Source organism: Microbacterium sp. Root61 (genome assembly GCF_001427525.1).
Classification (GTDB): domain Bacteria; phylum Actinomycetota; class Actinomycetes; order Actinomycetales; family Microbacteriaceae; genus Microbacterium.
Genome location: NZ_LMGU01000001.1, coordinates 2,147,432 through 2,163,529 on the forward strand (window position 1 = coordinate 2,147,432; position 16,098 = coordinate 2,163,529).

Genomic DNA, 16,098 nt, shown 5'->3' on the forward strand with positions numbered 1-16,098 from the left:
AGTTTCTGTAGGTGGAATATCCCTCCCGTTCGAGACGGAGCAGAATCACGATGACCGCAGCAGCACCCGCAACCCTTCCCGGCATGCCCCAGCACGTGGTGATGCCCCCGATGGTGACGCCCCTCCAGCCGGGTGGCGACGTGGACACCGCCTCTGCGGCCTCGCTCCTTCGCCATTTCCGCGACGCCGGCGTCGATGGCGTCCTGCTGCTCGGGTCGTCGGGTGAGAACGCCCTCCTGCCGCTCGATCAGAAGCTGAAGGTGGTCGAGGAGGGTATCCGCGTGCGTGCCGACGCGGGCGGCTTCCACATCATGGCCGGGATCACCGCGATGGGACCCGCGGACGCTGTGGTGCAGGCGCGGGCGCTCGCCGAACTGCAGCCCGACTCGATCCTGGTGCCGGCACCCATGGGCTTCCCGTTCTCTCCCTCCGAGCTTCACGACTACTTCGCACGGGTCTGCGATGCGACCGACATTCCGGTCTTCGCGTACGAAGTACCCGCACGCACGCACACGACACTCGGTTCGGCGCTGCTCGGGCGCCTCGCCGATGAGGGCCGCATCGCGGGCATCAAGGACTCGTCCGGCCAGATCGGCCTCACCCAGCAGTACACCGCGCTCACGAAGTCGCGCCCCGACCTCGTGCTCTACACCGGCATGGAGGATGCGATCGATGCCGTCCTGCTCGCCGGCGGCGATGGTGCGATCCCCGGGCTCGCCAACCTCTTCCCCGAGTTCCACCTCGCCTTGGTGCGCCTCGCCCGCGAGGGACGGTGGGACGCGGCCCGCGCGGTGCAGGAGCGCATCAACACACTGATCGGCATCTATTTCGCCGAGGTTGCGGACGCATCTTTCTCTGCCGCATTCTTCGCTATCGTGAAGGAGGCGCTCGTGCAGCGCGGCATCATCGAGCATGCCGTGGTGAGCGCGCCGTTCACCCCGTGCGCGGATCAGGTCCGAGACCATGTCGCGCGGTTCCTGACCGTCGGCCAGGAACTCCGGGCCGACCTCGACGACCTCGTGGGCGCCCCGGTATGACGCCGAGTGCGTCGACGGTCCGCGTCGTCATCGTGACCGGTGGCGGAACCGGCATCGGTGCGGCCATCACGCGGGCCTTCGCCGCACGTGGGGATGACATCCTGGTATGTCAGAGGGATGAGGCGGATGCCGCGGCCGCCCGCGCGGCGCTCTCCGAGGCGGGACCGGGACGCATCCGCGTGGTCGCGCACGACCTCACGACGCGAGGGGCTGCACAGGCACTGGTCGCCGACGCTGTCGAGTCGTTCGGTACCGTCGACGTGCTCGTCAACAATGCCGCCGTCACCGGGCCGGCGTCAGGAAGAGGCCTGCTCGAGCTCACCGATGACGGCATCGACGAGACGATCGCGGTGAACCTCGCGAGCGTCATCCGTCTGATCCGCGAAACCGGCCGCGTCATGGCCGGCAGCGGCCACAGCGGTGTGATCGTCAATATCGGCTCGGTGGCCGCGGACGCCGCCCAGATGAACGCGAGTGTGTACAGCGCGACGAAAGCCGGGGTACACGCCCTCACCCGTTCGATCGCCCTCGAACTCTCACCGCACGGCATCCGTGCGGTGACGGTGGCGCCGGGCGACATCGCGACACGGCTGAGTGGTGACGGTCAGCCGGCTGACGACGGCACGGTGGCGCCGGATGCCCCCTACTGGGCACGCACGACCCCCCTCGGGCGCCGCGGGGCTCCCTCCGACGTCGCGGAGACGGTCGTCTTCCTCGCATCCGCCGAAGCGGCGTTCATCACCGGCACGGTGGTGGGCGTCGATGGCGGCTGGCTCTCGTACTGAAGGAGATACGCGCATGGTCGACGCGCACGACGTGATCTGTCGCGACTGCGAGACGCCGCGCGCTGTTCTTGCGGCCTTCCGCTGCCCGCGCTGCGGCGGCGAATTCACCACCGGGTACGCGAACGCTCCGGTGACGGCCACGGGCGAGCACGGCATGTGGCGCTGGCGCTCGGTGCTTCCGGTGGATCCTGCGGGCGCGCTCATCAGCCTCGGCGAAGGCGACACACCACTCGTCCCGCTTGACGCCGCCGCCGGCTTCCCCTCCATTTCGGTCAAGTGCGAGCACCTCAATCCGACCGGATCGTTCAAGGACAGGGTGCTCGCTGTGGCGGCCACGCTGGTCGTGCAGCGTGGCCTGCGCGGGTTCGTGGGAACCTCCTCGGGCAACGGCGGCGCGAGCGCCGCCGCGTACGCGCGCCGCGGGCGATTCTCCACCCTCCTGTTCACGCTCTCGGATGTCGTGGAGCAGAAGCTGCTGCAGATCCGCGCGCTCGGCGGGCACGCCTTCATGCTGCAGGGCATCGGCCACGATGCGGCGACGACGCGGGCCGCGGCCGAGCGCATCGCCGAGGTCGCGGCAGAACAGGGTTTCGCACCGGTGCTCACCGGAGGGCGCTACGCGCCCGAGGCGATGGACGGTGCAACAACGATCGCTTACGAGCTCTGGGAGCAGGATCCGCACGCGACGCACGTCTATGTGCCGGTCGGCGGCGGCGGCCTGCTCTCGGCGGTCGGGCGGGGCTTCGAACGACTGGCGGCGGCCGGTCACCGGGTGCCCCGAGTGGTCGCTGTACAGCCGTCCGGATGCGCGACGCTGCGGGCCGCCGTTGACGGAGACTACTCGGGCATCACCGGGGAGACCTCCACCGCGATCTCCGGTCTTCAGGTCGCTGTCCTGTTCGACGGTCCCGGCGCGTGGCAGGCGATCCGCTCCTCCGGCGGTCACCTGGTCGAGGTGACCGATGACGCGGTGCGGGACGCCCAGCGCCACCTGGCGGATGCGGGAATGCTCGTGGAACCTGCGGGTGCGACCGCGTATGCCGGCGCACTCGCCGACATCGCTGCCGGCGCGCACGATGCGGATGCCCGCATCATCGTCGTGGCGACCGGCGCCGGGTACAAGGATTCCGAGGCATTGCAGCGCCTCGCGACACAGGCGCCACAGCCGGCGCGAATCACGATCGACGACCTCGACGACGTGCTGTCGGCCCATCGAGATCGGAGCTGAGATGTCTGCGGAACTGAGCGGGAGAGTCGCGATCGTGACCGGGGCAGCCGGGCAGTACGGGCGCCACATCTCCCGCGCCCTGGCCGGTGCCGGAGCGACCGTCGTGATCGCCTCACGACAACTGGACGCGTGCGAGGAGTTCGCCGCCGAGCTGCGCGACGAAGGGGCATCCGCCGTCGCCATCGCCCTGGACCAGGCCGACGAGTCGTCGATCACGACGTTCGTCGGCGAGGTGATCGACCGCCTCGGGCGAATCGACGTCCTCGTGAACAACGCCGTGCTCCGCCGCGGCGGCGTTCCCGCCGAAACCACCTACGCCGATTGGGCGGCGACGAGCACGGTGAACTCGACGGGCCTATTCTGGCTCACGACCCAGGTCGCGGAGCGGATGGCCGCTGCCGGGCGAGGCTCGATCATCAACATCGCCTCGATCTACGCGATGATCGCGCCGGACTTCTCGCTGTTCGAAGAGACGGCGATCGCGCCGACACCGCCGTTCTATGCGTTCGACAAGGCGGGCATGCTCGGCCTCACCCGTTACTTCGCGGCGTACTATGGGCCATCCGGCGTTCGCGTGAACGCGATCAGCGCCGGGGGCCTTCTCTCCGACGCGATGGATCCGGCGTTCATCGCCGGCTACTCCCGCAGAACCGCGCTCCGCCGTCCCGCGGGCCCCGACGACATCAAGGGCCCGCTGCTGTTCCTCGCCTCGGATGCCTCCGGGTACGTCACCGGGATCAATCTCCCCGTCGACGGCGGTCGCACGCTCTGAGACCGGCGTCGGGCGGGCGATCAACCGGTGACGAGCTCCACCCGGCCCGACTGCGCCGACCGATACGCGGCCTCGATCGTGCGTACTGCGACAGCGGCATCCTCGACGTCGTAGCGAAGGCCGCCGCCGTCTCGCAGCACCTGGACGAGGTCATCGAACACTGCGTCCACGGGCGACGGGTCCAGGCGGATGAGCTTCTCTCCCTCCGGCCCGTACTCGCGCACGAACGGTCCGTCCGCGTCGAACTCGAGGTGACCGTGGGAACCGATCACACGCACCGTGAAAACGCCCCTGCCCGGGCCCGGCACGACCGGCACCCGGCCGGCGAGCACCGAGACGACGAGACCGTTCGTGAAGCTGAGCGATGCGGTACCGATGTCCTCCACACCCGCCTCGACGTGCGAGGGGAAGGTCAGGGCGCCGGCGCGCGCATAGACATCGACCGGCTCGCACCCCGTCACAGCGCGCACCACGTCGATCGGGTAGCCGAGGAAGTTCATCAACTCGCCGCCCCCGGAGAGCGCGGTGTCGATCACCAGGTCGAGTTCGTCGGGATGCTCGGTGAGGTAGCTGCCGTCGGAGAGGAACTCCACATCGACGCTCCGGGGAAGGCCGAGGCGCCCCGATGCGACGATGCGCGCCGCGGTCTGGACCGCGGGGGCCAGCGCGCGCGTCACCACGGCGCAGACGGCGCCGCCGGCTCGAGCGGCTTCCACGACGTCGGTCGCATCGGCGCTCGTCGTGGCCAGCGGTTTGTCGCACAGCACATCGATTCCCTGTCTGAGTGCGGTCGCCGCCAGGCGGGCATGCCTCGTCGGCTCTGAGCAGATGAGCGCGAGGCGGCCCTCGCCACGCAGCGATGCAGCGTCCAGCAGCGGCACGCCCAGCTCCCCGGCCAGCTGCTCCGCCGCCGTCCGTGCACGCGGGGACGCGCCCGAATCCTCCGCGACCGCCGCGATCCGCAGGTCGGATCGTGCGGCGATCGTCTCCGCGTAGGTGCGCGCGTGCCGGATCGCTCCGACGATGACGACATCGATGAGCTCAGACATCCTTCTCCACCTCTGCGATCTCGATGGGTCGCCCCAGATCCAGGGAGCGCTGACCGGCGAGGGCTGCGGCCAATGCTGCGCGCGATTGCGCGAGCGTGATGATCGGCTCGGTGCGGCCGGCGAACACATCCATCGCGTGCCGGGCCTCGTGGACGAGCGCGTCCGCGACGGAAGCGCGGTCTGCGGGCTCCGTCCCGCTCGGGATGTCGTCGTCGTCGGTGTGATGCCGCAACGACCCGTCGGTACCGATCAGCACGGTGCGTCGCAGCACGTCGCCGCGGCGGGCGAGGGCGTACGAGACCTCGATGAGGGCGAGCGCGCCGTTGTCGAACTCGACGGTGAGGTGGAAGCTGTCGGGGGTCGGCATCTGCGCCGCGTGCGTGCACCAGCCGCGTGCGAACACCCGGACCGGCGTGCCGCGCAGCAACCAGATGGCCAGGTCGAGTGGATGCATGCCGTTGTGCGCGATGTGTCCGCCCGAGGTCTCCGGGTCGAGCTGCCAGCTGCGCCACGCGCCCGGCCAGACATGGCCGATGTACCACGACATGTGCAGCACACGAGGGATGCCGATCGCACCTGCCTCGACTCGTGCGGCCATCGCCGCAACTGCAGGCTGGAATCGCACGGTCTGCCCGACGAACAGACTCCGCTGCGCAGTATGGGCGGCGGCGACCATCCGATCGAAGTCCGCCAGCGAGCCGGCCGGCGGCTTCTCGACGAGCACGTGCTTGCCCGCCTCGAGCGCGGCGATCGTACGATCGCGATGGGTCGCCGAACGCCCGCACACCACGACACCGACGGTCGCCTCATCCATCAGCGGGTCCTGCAGCGACGTCGAGGGCCGCATGCCCGCACTTCCGGCCGCGAGATCAGCCGCTCGCCCGGCATCCGTGCCGAACACCCAGGTGAGTGCTGCCCCCGCCCGCCGGAAGGCGCGGACGTGTTCGCGCGCGATGTCGCCGGTGCCGAGCACGGCTACTCCCGCGGATGGCTCGCTGGTCATGGCGCGCTCTCTCTCGGTTGTCTTGAAGTGGCTGTGTCGGATGCTCCGGAAGCCCATGGCCCGTCGTCGAGTCCGGTCTTCGCCTGAGCCGAGACCAGGGCGATCACCGCGCGAAGGGTGCCGTCCCGATGCGCGCGCAGAGCGGCCGCGGAGTCGGGTGTGTAGTCGGCGAAGCCGGCGCCGGCCTTCACGCCGAGACGGCCGTGCTCGACGTGCTCCTGCAGCATCCCGGAAGCCGGGTAGTGCGCACCCACCCCGTCGTGAAGCTGGCGCAGGATCGATGCATAGACATCGAGCCCCCCGAGGTCGGCGTTGGCGAAGGGCCCGAGCACCGCGAGTCGCGGGCCGAACGACGTGCGCACGATCTCGTCGACCTGCGCCGGTGTCGCCACACCTTCCTCGACGCACCTCAGTGCCTCGGCGAGCAGGGCGAACTGCAGGCGGTTCGCGATGAACCCCGGCGAATCCGCCACAGTCACCGGGCCCTTTCCCGCACGTCGTGCAAGTGCGAATACCGCAGCGACAGTGTCGTCCGAAGTGGATGCGCCGCGCACAACCTCGACGCAACGGATGAGTTCCGCCGGCGTGAACCAGTGCATGCCCGCTACGCGCTCAGGGTGCTCCACCTGAGCGGCGAGGTCATCGATGCTGAGCGAGGAGGTGTTGCTGGCGAGCACGGTATCCGGACCGGCGAGTCCGCCCATTCGCCGCCACAATTCGCGCTTGGCCTCGGGATGCTCCGTGATCGCTTCGATCACGATATCCGCGCCTCGCAGGCCGTCCTCCAACGTGACGAGATGTCTGCCCGGGACCGCCTCAGCGCGGATCAGATCCGCGGTCGCCTCGTCGGGCTCGACGATCATGACGTCGAGGCCAGCACGTGCGAGGGCGGCCGAGATGCCTCGGCCCATCAACCCGCCGCCCACCACGGCAACGGATGGCGTGGAGCCCGACATCCTGTCTCCGATCCCGTATCGGTGTGTGCTGCTCACAGCAGCAAGAGCATTATTCTCACGCTAGCAGTCGTTCCACTAGATGGGAATACTCGATTCATTGAATGAGACGACGATCTCCGCGAGGAACATCATGGATGTCGCACGCAGACGTCAGCGCCGCCATCGCGCTCTGTCCCCGGAATCCGCGGATCCCTGAGAGTATGGGGACATGCGTCAGTCGAGGGCCCCGCGCGTCGCACGCGGTCTCGTGGCGGCTTCGGTCGCAACGTTCATCGCCCTCCTGTCGCACGTGGCTTCCGGCGGCGCCATGCCCGGCTGGCTCGGAGTGGGCGTGCCGTGGATGCTGTCGGCCATGGTCTGCACGCTCCTGGCCGGACGACGACTGTCGCTGCCTCGACTGTCGGTCAGCGTGGCAGCCAGCCAGTTGTTGTTCCACACGCTGTTCGTTCTGGGCACAGGCGGTTCCGTATCAGCAGGTCCTGCGGGTGAGGGCCACGTGCACGGGTTCGTGCCTATGGCCGCGCTGCCCGGTCCGGTCGAGACCGTAACCGCGATGTACCCCGACTCGGTCATGTGGGCAGGTCACGGCGTCGCCGCGATCATCACCGTCATCGCCCTCTTCCGCGGCGAGCGTGCGCTCGCGCGACTCATTTCGCTGGCCGGCGAGCTGCGCGCCTGGGTGAAGCGCACGCTGCACATCGCGACCACGGCCCTTCTGCCCCTGCCCGTCGCCCACAAGAGTCTTGTGGCGACGGCGGCAGCAGCCCATGTCCCCTCGGCGCCTCGGCGCTCGGCTCTGCATCGCCGCGGCCCGCCGCTCTTGCGCGTGCTCTGAAACTATCCGTGTCGACCGGCCGCTCTGCGGGCCGTCGACGGTTGTGTGCACCTGAGCGGAGTGTCGACTCAGGTGGTTTCGTGAGCTGGCGCCCGGTGGGGTACCAGAGAGGATTGGGTGTCTGATGCGTCGCATCCAGATGACAGTGATCGCAATGCTGGTCGCGGGAGCGGCAGCGTTCGGGGCAGCTGCCCCGGCGGCCGCCCATGACGAGCTGCAGGGCAGTTCTCCGTCATCCGAGGAACGGCTTGCGCTAGCCCCCGAAACGGTGACGCTGACGTTCTCGGCGGACGTTCTCGCCGTGGGCGCCGCAGTGATCGTCGTCGACGATTCCGGTCGTGACTGGGTGTCCGGCGAACCTCTCGTGGATCAGGCGACGGTGACGGCGATGCTGGATCCGGGGATGCCGGTCGCGGGCTACGAGATCCGGTGGCGGGTGGTGTCTTCGGACGGACACCCGATCAGCGGCATCATCCCGTTCACCGTCGGCGACGCCGCACCGCTCGCACGAACAGCCACACCGGACGCGTCCACGTCCCCCGTGGACGCCGGAACAGGCACGGAAAGTCAGAGCACACAGGAGAACGAGGGCGCCCTCCGGGTCGTCCTGATCGGCGCGGGCGGGGCGGTCATCGCGATCGCCGTGTTCGCCCTCATCCATTTCCTCCGCCGCCGCGCGAACCGCGGCGGTACCGGCGCATCCGACGAATGATCGGGGCGCCGGAAGACCTCTGAAAGGTATTCCTATGACCACTCGCACTACCAACATCGCCCGGCTGGGCATCCTCCTCGCCGCCGCTGTCGCACTGTCCGGCTGCGCCGGCACCACAACGCCGGAAGCAGAGGAGACCGCGCCGGCCGGAACGTCGGTCACGATCACCGACGGATGGGTGAAGTCCGCCGAGTCGGGCATGTCCGCCGCATTCGGCGAACTGAGCAACGATTCCGACCACGACGTCACCGTCGTCTCGGCGACCACGGAGTCCTCCACCATGGTCGAACTGCACGAGACCGTGGAGAACGACGCGGGAGAACTCGTCATGCGACAGATCGACGGCGGCTTCGTCATCCCCGCCGACGGCAGTCTCTCCCTCGGGCCGGGCGGCAACCACATCATGCTCATGGGGCTGACCGCGCCGCTGCAGGCTGGTCACGATGTCACTTTCACGCTGACCTTCTCCGATGGCTCGACCTACGAGTTCACGGCCCCGGTGAAGGACTACTCCGGAGCGAACGAGAACTACGTAGGCGGCGAGTCCGAGACCGAGATGGACTCCGGCCACTGATGCGCGCGCCCGACAAGGGCGCACGTCGACCAGGCTCGACCCGGCGACAGTTCCTCCTCGGAGGCGCTGTCGCCGGCGTCGGCGCCGCCGCCGCGATCGGCATCGACACCGCGCTCACGCAGACGCAGACGCAGACCACCACTCCCGCATCCACCCCGCTGAACGGCGAGAGCGTCGTGCCGTTCCACGGCGCCCATCAGGCCGGGATCGATACCGACGCGCAGGCGCATGCCACCTTCATCGGGCTGGATCTTCACCCGCAGACCGACAAGGACGCGCTGCGTCGCATGATGGGCATCCTCACCGACGATGCCGCCCGGCTGACACAGGGCGTGCCGGCGCTCGCCGACTCGGAACCGGAGCTTGCGGTCTCGCCCGCGCGACTGACCGTGACCTTCGGGTTCGGCCCCGGGCTCGTCGCCCGGGCAGGCGGGACCCGTCCGTCCTGGCTGGCACCGCTCCCCGCATTCGGGGTCGACCGGTTGAGACCCGAGTTCTGCGACGGCGACCTCCTGATCCAGGTCGCCGCCGATGACCCGCTGACGGTCGCGCACGCAACCCGGATGCTACTGAAGGACACCCGCAGCTTCGCGACCGTGCGGTGGACGCAGCACGGGTTCCGTCGCGCGTACGGTTCGGTGGCACCCGGCACGACCATGCGGAACCTGTTCGGTCAGGTCGATGGAACCTCGAACCCGAGACCCGGAACCTCGGACTTCGACCGCGTCGTGTGGGCAAGCACCGGCTGGCTCGCCGGTGGCACGAGCATGGTGGTGCGCCGCATCCACATGGATCTGGACAAATGGGACCGCTTGGACCGCTCCGGGCGGGAGCAATCGGTGGGCCGCACCCTCGGCAACGGTGCACCCCTGACCGGCACTGCGGAACACGATGAGCCGGACTTCGAAGCGACCACTGCCATCGGATTCCCCGTCATCCCAGAGTTCTCCCACCTGCGCCGCTCACGCCCGGAGGACACCGCCCAGCGGATCTTCCGTCGCGCCTACAACTACGACACTGCGCCTACCGGGGATCAGGTCTCCGACTCCGGGTTGGTGTTCGTGTCGTTCCAGGCTGACGTCGAACGGCAGTTCACGCCCATCCAGCAGCGCCTGGACGAGCTCGATCTGCTGAACGAGTGGACTGTTCCGATCGGCTCGGCCGTGTTCGCCATTCCTCCCGGGTGCGATGAGAACGGCTACATCGGGGAGGGGCTCCTGAGCTGAGAGGGTCTGAGCATGACCGTCAGCGCACGGCCGCCAGGCTCGCCGCGATCTTAGGAGCGCACGGTCCCGTCGCTGGAGGGGGCGGGAGCGACGTCTCAGCGAAACTATGGGGATGCCGGAGACCTGTGGAAGCGGGCTTCCCGCTCAGTGGGAACGTGTGAGGCCGGTCCACGACGCGGCGCTTCCGCTCGGCAGGACGCTGGCCCTCGCGTCGGCGGCTACGCTGACGCGAGCGTGTTCCCGCTGCCCCGTCGGGTCCTGACAACGAGAGAAGGAGAACCCGGTGCTCCTCGCCATCTCCCACGGCACATCGTCGCCCGACGGCCAGTCCGCCGTCGCCCGATTGGTGGCCGCCGTGGCCGACCGTCTCCCCGACGTTTCCGTCCGGCTCGGACACGTCGATGTGCAGCAGCCCGATGTCGCGGCATCCCTCGCCGCCGTTCCGGACGACGAGCCGGTCGTGATCGTGCCCCTGCTGCTGTCAGCCGGCTATCACGTGCGCACCGACCTCCGGCAGCAGAGTGCGCACCATCCCGGCGTCCGCATCGCCGATGCGCTGGGCCCCGACCCCCGGCTCGCCGAGGTGCTCGCCGCTCGGCTGGGTCCGCTCGCCGACGACGACCGCGTCGTCCTGGCCGTGGCCGGATCCAGCGACGAACGGGCGAACGAGGATTGCCGCACCATGGCCGCGACGCTCGCGACTCTTCTCGGCCGCCGAGTGGACATCGGGTTCCTGGCCGCCGCGGACCCGCGTCTCGATGTCGCCGTCGCGACCGCGCGCGCAGACAGCGCCGGCGTGGTCGTCGCCGGCTACCTCCTCGCACCGGGCTTCTTCCACGACCTCGCCGTCCGGCTCAGCGCGGGTGTCCGCGTGTCGAGACCGCTGCTGGACGACGACGAGCCCGCCGCGCTGCTCGTCGACATCGTCATCGACCGCTACCGAGCGGCCGCCCACCGGCGCTGATCCCTCGCGCGACCCGTATGACGCTCGCGCCGCGGCATCCGCGTTTATGACGCCCCGTGACGCCCGATGCCTCTGCATGACGCACGGTTCCGGCGCGTGACATCAGCGCGGGTCGCGTGTACCGCACCCTTCTACTCTCACCAGGTGGGCTCGACGCAGTCCTCCTCGGGCAGATCCCGAGACGGTGGAGGAACCCATGACGATCAGCGACTCGAAGACGGATGCTCCTGCCGGAGGAGTTCGCCTGCGGCCCTCGCGCCCGTCGTCCAAGCCCCACGGTCAGTGGAAGATCGACGGCCTTGCGCCGTTGAACGGCAACGAGGAGTGGAAGCAGGTCGACGACGGCCTGAGCGTGCGCGGCCGCATCGAGAACATCTACGCGCAGGGCGGGTTCGCCTCGATCGACCCGACCGACCTGCACGGCCGCTTCCGCGTGTGGGGCCTCTATACCCAGCGCAAGCCCGGCATCGACGGAGGCCGGACGGCCACCCTCGAGCCGCATGAGCTCGAAGACGAGTACTTCATGCTGCGGGTCCGCATCGACGGCGGGCAGCTCAGCACCGAACAGCTGCGGGTCATCGGAGAGATCTCGACCGAGTTCGGCCGCGACACCGCCGACCTCACCGACCGACAGAACATCCAGCTGCACTGGATCCGCGTCGAGGACGTGCCCGAGATCTGGCGCCGACTCGAAGCCGTGGGTCTGGGCACCACCGAGGCGTGCGGCGACGTGCCGCGCGTCATCCTGGGCTCCCCCGTGGCCGGCGTCGCCGCCGACGAACTGATCGACCCGACGCCGCAGATCGACGAGATCACCCGACGCTTCCTAGGCGACCCGACGCTGGCGAACCTGCCACGCAAGTTCAAGTCCGCCATCACGGGCCACCCCAGCCAGGACGTCGTGCACGAGATCAACGACGTCGCCTTCGTCGCGGTCGATCACCCCGAGCTCGGCATCGGCTACGACCTGTGGGTCGGCGGCGGCCTGTCCACCGCCCCCCGGCTGGGTGAGCGTCTCGGCGTCTTCGTCTCCCCGGAGCGGGTCGCCGACGCGTGGCACGGCGTCGCCCAGATCTTCCGCGACTACGGGTACCGGCGCCTGCGCAACAAGGCACGCCTGAAGTTCCTGCTCGCTGAGTGGGGAGTGGAGAAGTTCCGCCAGGTGCTGCAGGACGAGTACCTCGGCTACGCGCTGCCCGACGGTCCCGCCGCGCCGAAGCCGAAGTCGCAGGGCGATCACGTCGGCGTGCACCGGCAGAAGGACGGCCGGTTCTACATCGGCGTCTCCCCGATCGTGGGGCGCGTCTCCGGGCCGACCCTCACGATGCTCGCCGACCTCATCGAGCAGCACGGCTCGCTGCGGCTGCGCACGACGCCGCACCAGAAGCTCGTGGTCCTGGATGTGCCCGAAGCGAGCGTGGAGCCGCTGATCACCGCGCTCGATGGCCTCGGACTGCAGGCGCGGCCGAGCCTCCTGCGCCGCGGCACGATCGCGTGCACCGGCATCGAGTTCTGCAAGCTCGCGATCGTCGAGACCAAGGTCAACGCGACCGCGGCCGTGCACGATCTCGAGGAGCGTCTCAAGGACTTCGATCTGCCGCATCCGATCTCCCTGCACGTGAACGGCTGCCCGAACTCGTGCGCGCGCATCCAGACCGCCGACATCGGACTCAAGGGGCAACTCGTCACGATCGACGGCGAGCAGGTTCCCGGGTATCAGGTGCACCTCGGCGGCGGGCTCGCGGGCGTCGATCGCGAGGAGCCCGGTCTCGGTCGCACCGTGCGCGGGCTCAAGGTCGCCGCCGACGGCATCGCCGACTACACCGACCGGGTCGTCCGGCGGTTCCTCGCGGAGCGGGATGTCGCCACCGACGAGACCTTCGCCCAATGGGCCCATCGCGCCGACGAGGAGGCACTCCAGTGACGGTGTCCCTCGCCCCCCGCGCCGCCGTCCGCCGCTCCCGCGAGGACCTGCGGGCCCTCGCCGAAGCGGGCGACCTCGAACTCGGCAGCTTCACCGACCGCGAAGCAACTCCGGCAGAGGTCGTCGCGTGGGTCGCGGCCAACTTCGGAGCGGATGCCGCAGCCGTCGCCTGCTCGATGGCCGATGCCGCGCTGCCCCACCTCGTGGCCGAGCAGCTGCCCGGCGTCGACGTGCTGTTCCTCGACACCGGCTACCACTTCGCTGAGACGCGCTTCACCCGCGACGAGGTGCAGCGCGTGCTCGACGTGCGCATCGTCGACGTCCTCCCCGAGCAGACTGTCGCCGAGCAGGACGCCGAGTTCGGCGTCGCGCTGTTCTCCCGCGATGCGGGACTGTGCTGCGCACGACGCAAGGTCGAGCCGCTGCAGAACGCGCTCGGCGGCTACGAGGTGTGGTTCACCGGTGTGCGTCGCGACGAGGCTCCGACCCGCGCGAACACTCCGCTGGTGCAGTGGGACGAGCGCAACGGCCTGGTCAAGGTCAACCCCGTCGCCGCCTGGACCTTCGACGATCTCCTCGACTATGCCGGCACCCACCAGGTGCCGGTGAACCTCCTGGTCTCGAACGGCTTCCCGTCGATCGGCTGCGAGCCGTGCACCAAGGCGGTGGCTCCCGGAGAGGACCCGCGGTCCGGTCGCTGGGCGGGTCTCTCCAAGACGGAATGCGGGCTGCACCTATGACCCTCTCCGAGACGACCACGACGATCGCCGGCCCGCGCCATTCCACCCTCGATCTGCTCGAGGCCGAGGCCATCCACATCATCCGCGAGGTCGTCGCAGAGTTCGAGCGCCCCGTGCTGCTTTTCTCCGGCGGCAAAGACTCGGTGGTCGTGCTGCACCTCGCCGCGAAGGCGTTCTTCCCCGGCCGCGTGCCGTTCCCGGTGCTGCACGTGGACACCGGGCACAACTTCCCCGAGGTGCTCGCGTTCCGCGATGAGACGGTCGCCCGCCTGGGCATCCGGCTCGAGGTCGCTCGCGTGCAGGACTACATCGACGACGGCCGGCTCGCGGAACGCGCCGACGGCACCCGCAACCCGTTGCAGACCCAGCCGCTGCTGGACGCCATCACCACCGGCCGCCACGACGCCGTCTTCGGCGGAGCGCGCCGCGACGAGGACAAGGCACGCGCCAAGGAGCGCATCATCTCGCTGCGCGACGAGTTCGGTCAGTGGGACCCGCGCAACCAGCGGCCGGAGCTGTGGAGCCTGTACAACGGCCGGCACACCCCCGGCCAGCATGTGCGCGCCTTCCCCATCTCCAACTGGACCGAGCTCGACATCTGGCGGTACATCGACCGGGAGCGGATCGCCCTGCCCCCGCTGTACTTCGCTCACGAGCGCGAGGTGTATTCCCGTGACGGCATGTGGCGCGCCATCGGCGAGTCCTCGCCGATCCGACCCGGCGAGACACTCGAGCGCCGCACGGTCCGCTACCGCACGGTGGGCGACATGAGCTGCACCGGCGCCGTCGAATCGGAGGCCGCGGATGTGGCATCCATCGTCGCGGAGGTCGCCCTGTCCACCATCACCGAGCGCGGCGCGACCCGTGCCGACGACCGTCTGTCGGAGGCCGCGATGGAGGACCGCAAGAAGGACGGGTACTTCTGATGACTGATCTCGGCACCGCACACGTCTCGTCGGGCTCGACGACCGCGATCGCACCGACGCTGTTCCGGTTCGCGACGGCGGGCTCCGTCGACGACGGCAAGTCCACGCTCGTCGGGCGCCTGCTGCACGACTCGAAGGCGATCCTCGCCGACCAGCTCGAGCAGGTCACGCGCACCTCGGCCGACCGCGGGTTCGCGCACGGCGGCGGCATCGACTTCGCACTGCTCACCGACGGCCTGCGCGCCGAGCGCGAGCAGGGCATCACGATCGACGTCGCCTACCGCTACTTCGCCACGGGGTCGCGCAGCTTCATCCTCGCCGACTGCCCCGGACACGTGCAGTACACGCGCAACATGGTCACCGGTGCCACCACGGCAGATGCCGTCGTGGTGCTGATCGACGGGCGTAAGGGGGTGCTCGAGCAGACCCGCCGTCACCTCGCGGTGATCGCGCTGCTGCGCGTGCCGCACGTCATCGTCGCGGTCAACAAGATCGATCTGCTCGACTACGCCGAGTCGGCGTTCGCCCCGGTCGACGCGCAGGTGCGCGCGGTGACGGCCGAGCTCGGCATCCCGGACGTCCACGTCCTGCCGGTCTCGGCGCTCGAGGGCGACAACATCGTCGACCGGTCCGCGCGCACTCCCTGGTACGACGGACCCGCGCTCCTCGAGCTGCTCGAGTCCCTCCCCGCGCAGGACGAGCTCGAGAGCATCTTCGACGACTTCCGGCTGCCGGTGCAGCTCGTGCTGCGTCCGCAGGGCGGTCTCGCCGCCGAAGTCGCGGCGGATCCGGCAGCGGCCGAGCGCTACCGCGACTACCGCGCCGTCGCCGGCCGGGTGTCGTCGGGTGCGATCCACGTCGGCGAGCGCGTCGCGGTGTTCCCGTCCGGCATCGAGACCACGGTCATCGGCATCGAGGTCGCCGGCGCGGCGGTCGAGACGGCATCCGCTCCACAATCCGTCGCGCTGCAGCTCGCGGACGATGTGGATGCCGCGCGCGGCACCCTCCTTGCGGCGATCGGCACCCTGCCCGCGGCGCGGCGCGACGTGGAGGCAGAGCTGTTCCAGCTCGACGCCCGACCGCTCGCGACGGGTGCCCGCGTGCTGGTCAAGCACGGCACCTCGACCGTGCAGGCGATCGTGAGCGAGCTCACCAGCCGCTACGACCTCGACACCCTCACGCACGAGCCGGCCTCCCGCCTCGCCACGAACGACATCGGCCGCGCGCGCCTGCGTCTCGCCGCCGATCTGCCCCTCGAGGCGTACGAGCGCAATCGTGCCGGCGGCTCGTTCCTCGTCATCCATCCGTCCGACGGCGCGACTCTCGCCGCCGGCATCGTCCGGGACTGACCCGCGCTCGACGCAGGC

16 protein-coding genes are annotated in these 16,098 nt (G+C 69.6%); 13 read left to right on the forward strand and 3 right to left on the reverse strand.

Going from position 1 to position 16,098, the window contains the following annotated elements; genetic code table 11:
• The first annotated feature begins 50 nt into the window (after nt 1-50).
• Genes ASD65_RS10400 through ASD65_RS10415 form a run of 4 tightly spaced genes read left to right on the forward strand, consistent with a single transcriptional unit; the run spans nt 51 to nt 3,822 of the window.
• Complete coding sequence (locus ASD65_RS10400; protein ID WP_082561687.1) at nt 51-1,037, forward strand: dihydrodipicolinate synthase family protein; 987 nt, start codon at nt 51-53, stop codon at nt 1,035-1,037.
• Nucleotides 1,034-1,822: an SDR family NAD(P)-dependent oxidoreductase gene (locus tag ASD65_RS10405; RefSeq protein WP_056222130.1), complete on the forward strand. Its 789-nt coding sequence runs from the start codon at nt 1,034-1,036 to the stop codon at nt 1,820-1,822. The genes ASD65_RS10400 and ASD65_RS10405 overlap by 4 nt, the downstream gene beginning before the upstream one ends.
• 13 nt (nt 1,823-1,835) lie before the next feature.
• Nucleotides 1,836-3,050: a threonine synthase gene (locus tag ASD65_RS10410; protein WP_056222133.1), complete on the forward strand. Its 1,215-nt coding sequence runs from the start codon at nt 1,836-1,838 to the stop codon at nt 3,048-3,050.
• A 34-nt stretch (nt 3,051-3,084) separates the two neighbouring features.
• On the forward strand, nt 3,085-3,822 hold the full coding sequence (locus ASD65_RS10415; RefSeq protein ID WP_162248490.1) for an SDR family NAD(P)-dependent oxidoreductase: 738 nt from the start codon (nt 3,085-3,087) through the stop codon (nt 3,820-3,822).
• Nucleotides 3,823-3,842: 20 nt separating this feature from the next.
• Here the strand turns inward: ASD65_RS10415 and ASD65_RS10420 are convergent, their stop codons facing one another.
• From ASD65_RS10420 to ASD65_RS10430, 3 genes are read right to left on the reverse strand one after another with little or no spacing between them, the layout of a single operon-like run.
• Nucleotides 3,843-4,871, reverse strand: a complete 1,029-nt coding sequence (locus tag ASD65_RS10420) for a Gfo/Idh/MocA family protein (RefSeq protein ID WP_056222138.1) — start codon at nt 4,869-4,871, stop codon at nt 3,843-3,845.
• A complete protein-coding gene (locus ASD65_RS10425) occupies nt 4,864-5,874 on the reverse strand; it encodes a Gfo/Idh/MocA family protein (RefSeq protein ID WP_056222140.1) in 1,011 nt (336 codons plus the stop codon). The genes ASD65_RS10420 and ASD65_RS10425 overlap by 8 nt, the downstream gene beginning before the upstream one ends.
• Nucleotides 5,871-6,830 (reverse strand): 3-hydroxyacyl-CoA dehydrogenase family protein, encoded by a 960-nt coding sequence (locus ASD65_RS10430; RefSeq protein WP_082561690.1) that lies wholly within the window; start codon nt 6,828-6,830, stop codon nt 5,871-5,873. Before ASD65_RS10430 ends, ASD65_RS10425 begins: the two co-directional genes overlap by 4 nt.
• A 208-nt stretch (nt 6,831-7,038) precedes the next feature.
• Here ASD65_RS10430 and ASD65_RS10435 point away from each other — a divergent pair, with 208 nt between their 5' ends.
• From ASD65_RS10435 to ASD65_RS10475, 9 genes are all read left to right on the forward strand, one after another.
• Nucleotides 7,039-7,665, forward strand: coding sequence for a hypothetical protein (locus ASD65_RS10435; RefSeq protein ID WP_056222146.1), 627 nt, complete (start codon nt 7,039-7,041; stop codon nt 7,663-7,665).
• A gap of 124 nt (nt 7,666-7,789) precedes the next feature.
• Entirely contained in the window at nt 7,790-8,377 is a 588-nt protein-coding gene (locus ASD65_RS10440; protein ID WP_235566655.1) for a copper resistance CopC family protein, read from the forward strand.
• 34 nt (nt 8,378-8,411) lie between these two features.
• Complete coding sequence (locus tag ASD65_RS10445) at nt 8,412-8,951, forward strand: copper chaperone PCu(A)C (RefSeq protein WP_056222149.1); 540 nt, start codon at nt 8,412-8,414, stop codon at nt 8,949-8,951.
• Complete coding sequence (locus ASD65_RS10450; RefSeq protein WP_056222152.1) at nt 8,951-10,177, forward strand: Dyp-type peroxidase; 1,227 nt, start codon at nt 8,951-8,953, stop codon at nt 10,175-10,177. Before ASD65_RS10445 ends, ASD65_RS10450 begins: the two co-directional genes overlap by 1 nt.
• Nucleotides 10,178-10,460: 283 nt before the next feature.
• Nucleotides 10,461-11,141, forward strand: coding sequence for a sirohydrochlorin chelatase (locus ASD65_RS10455; RefSeq protein WP_056222154.1), 681 nt, complete (start codon nt 10,461-10,463; stop codon nt 11,139-11,141).
• Between the two features lie 196 nt (nt 11,142-11,337).
• On the forward strand, nt 11,338-13,065 hold the full coding sequence (locus tag ASD65_RS10460; protein ID WP_056222157.1) for a nitrite/sulfite reductase: 1,728 nt from the start codon (nt 11,338-11,340) through the stop codon (nt 13,063-13,065).
• Entirely contained in the window at nt 13,062-13,805 is a 744-nt protein-coding gene (locus tag ASD65_RS10465; RefSeq protein ID WP_056222160.1) for a phosphoadenylyl-sulfate reductase, read from the forward strand. The genes ASD65_RS10460 and ASD65_RS10465 overlap by 4 nt, the downstream gene beginning before the upstream one ends.
• Complete coding sequence (cysD, locus tag ASD65_RS10470; protein ID WP_056222163.1) at nt 13,802-14,731, forward strand: sulfate adenylyltransferase subunit CysD; 930 nt, start codon at nt 13,802-13,804, stop codon at nt 14,729-14,731. Before ASD65_RS10465 ends, cysD begins: the two co-directional genes overlap by 4 nt.
• Nucleotides 14,731-16,080: a sulfate adenylyltransferase subunit 1 gene (locus ASD65_RS10475; protein WP_056222166.1), complete on the forward strand. Its 1,350-nt coding sequence runs from the start codon at nt 14,731-14,733 to the stop codon at nt 16,078-16,080. Before cysD ends, ASD65_RS10475 begins: the two co-directional genes overlap by 1 nt.
• The last annotated feature ends 18 nt before the right edge of the window (nt 16,081-16,098 follow it).

Coding starts and splice junctions, on each gene's coding strand:
- ASD65_RS10400 (WP_082561687.1), top strand. CDS start 51: ATGACCGCAGCAGCACCCGCAACCCTTCCCGGCATGCCCCAGCACGTG.
- ASD65_RS10405 (WP_056222130.1), top strand. CDS start 1,034: ATGACGCCGAGTGCGTCGACGGTCCGCGTCGTCATCGTGACCGGTGGC.
- ASD65_RS10410 (WP_056222133.1), top strand. CDS start 1,836: ATGGTCGACGCGCACGACGTGATCTGTCGCGACTGCGAGACGCCGCGC.
- ASD65_RS10420 (WP_056222138.1), bottom strand. CDS start 4,871: ATGTCTGAGCTCATCGATGTCGTCATCGTCGGAGCGATCCGGCACGCG.
- ASD65_RS10425 (WP_056222140.1), bottom strand. CDS start 5,874: ATGACCAGCGAGCCATCCGCGGGAGTAGCCGTGCTCGGCACCGGCGAC.
- ASD65_RS10430 (WP_082561690.1), bottom strand. CDS start 6,830: ATGTCGGGCTCCACGCCATCCGTTGCCGTGGTGGGCGGCGGGTTGATG.
- ASD65_RS10435 (WP_056222146.1), top strand. CDS start 7,039: ATGCGTCAGTCGAGGGCCCCGCGCGTCGCACGCGGTCTCGTGGCGGCT.
- ASD65_RS10440 (WP_235566655.1), top strand. CDS start 7,790: ATGCGTCGCATCCAGATGACAGTGATCGCAATGCTGGTCGCGGGAGCG.
- ASD65_RS10445 (WP_056222149.1), top strand. CDS start 8,412: ATGACCACTCGCACTACCAACATCGCCCGGCTGGGCATCCTCCTCGCC.
- ASD65_RS10450 (WP_056222152.1), top strand. CDS start 8,951: ATGCGCGCGCCCGACAAGGGCGCACGTCGACCAGGCTCGACCCGGCGA.
- ASD65_RS10460 (WP_056222157.1), top strand. CDS start 11,338: ATGACGATCAGCGACTCGAAGACGGATGCTCCTGCCGGAGGAGTTCGC.
- cysD (WP_056222163.1), top strand. CDS start 13,802: ATGACCCTCTCCGAGACGACCACGACGATCGCCGGCCCGCGCCATTCC.
- ASD65_RS10475 (WP_056222166.1), top strand. CDS start 14,731: ATGACTGATCTCGGCACCGCACACGTCTCGTCGGGCTCGACGACCGCG.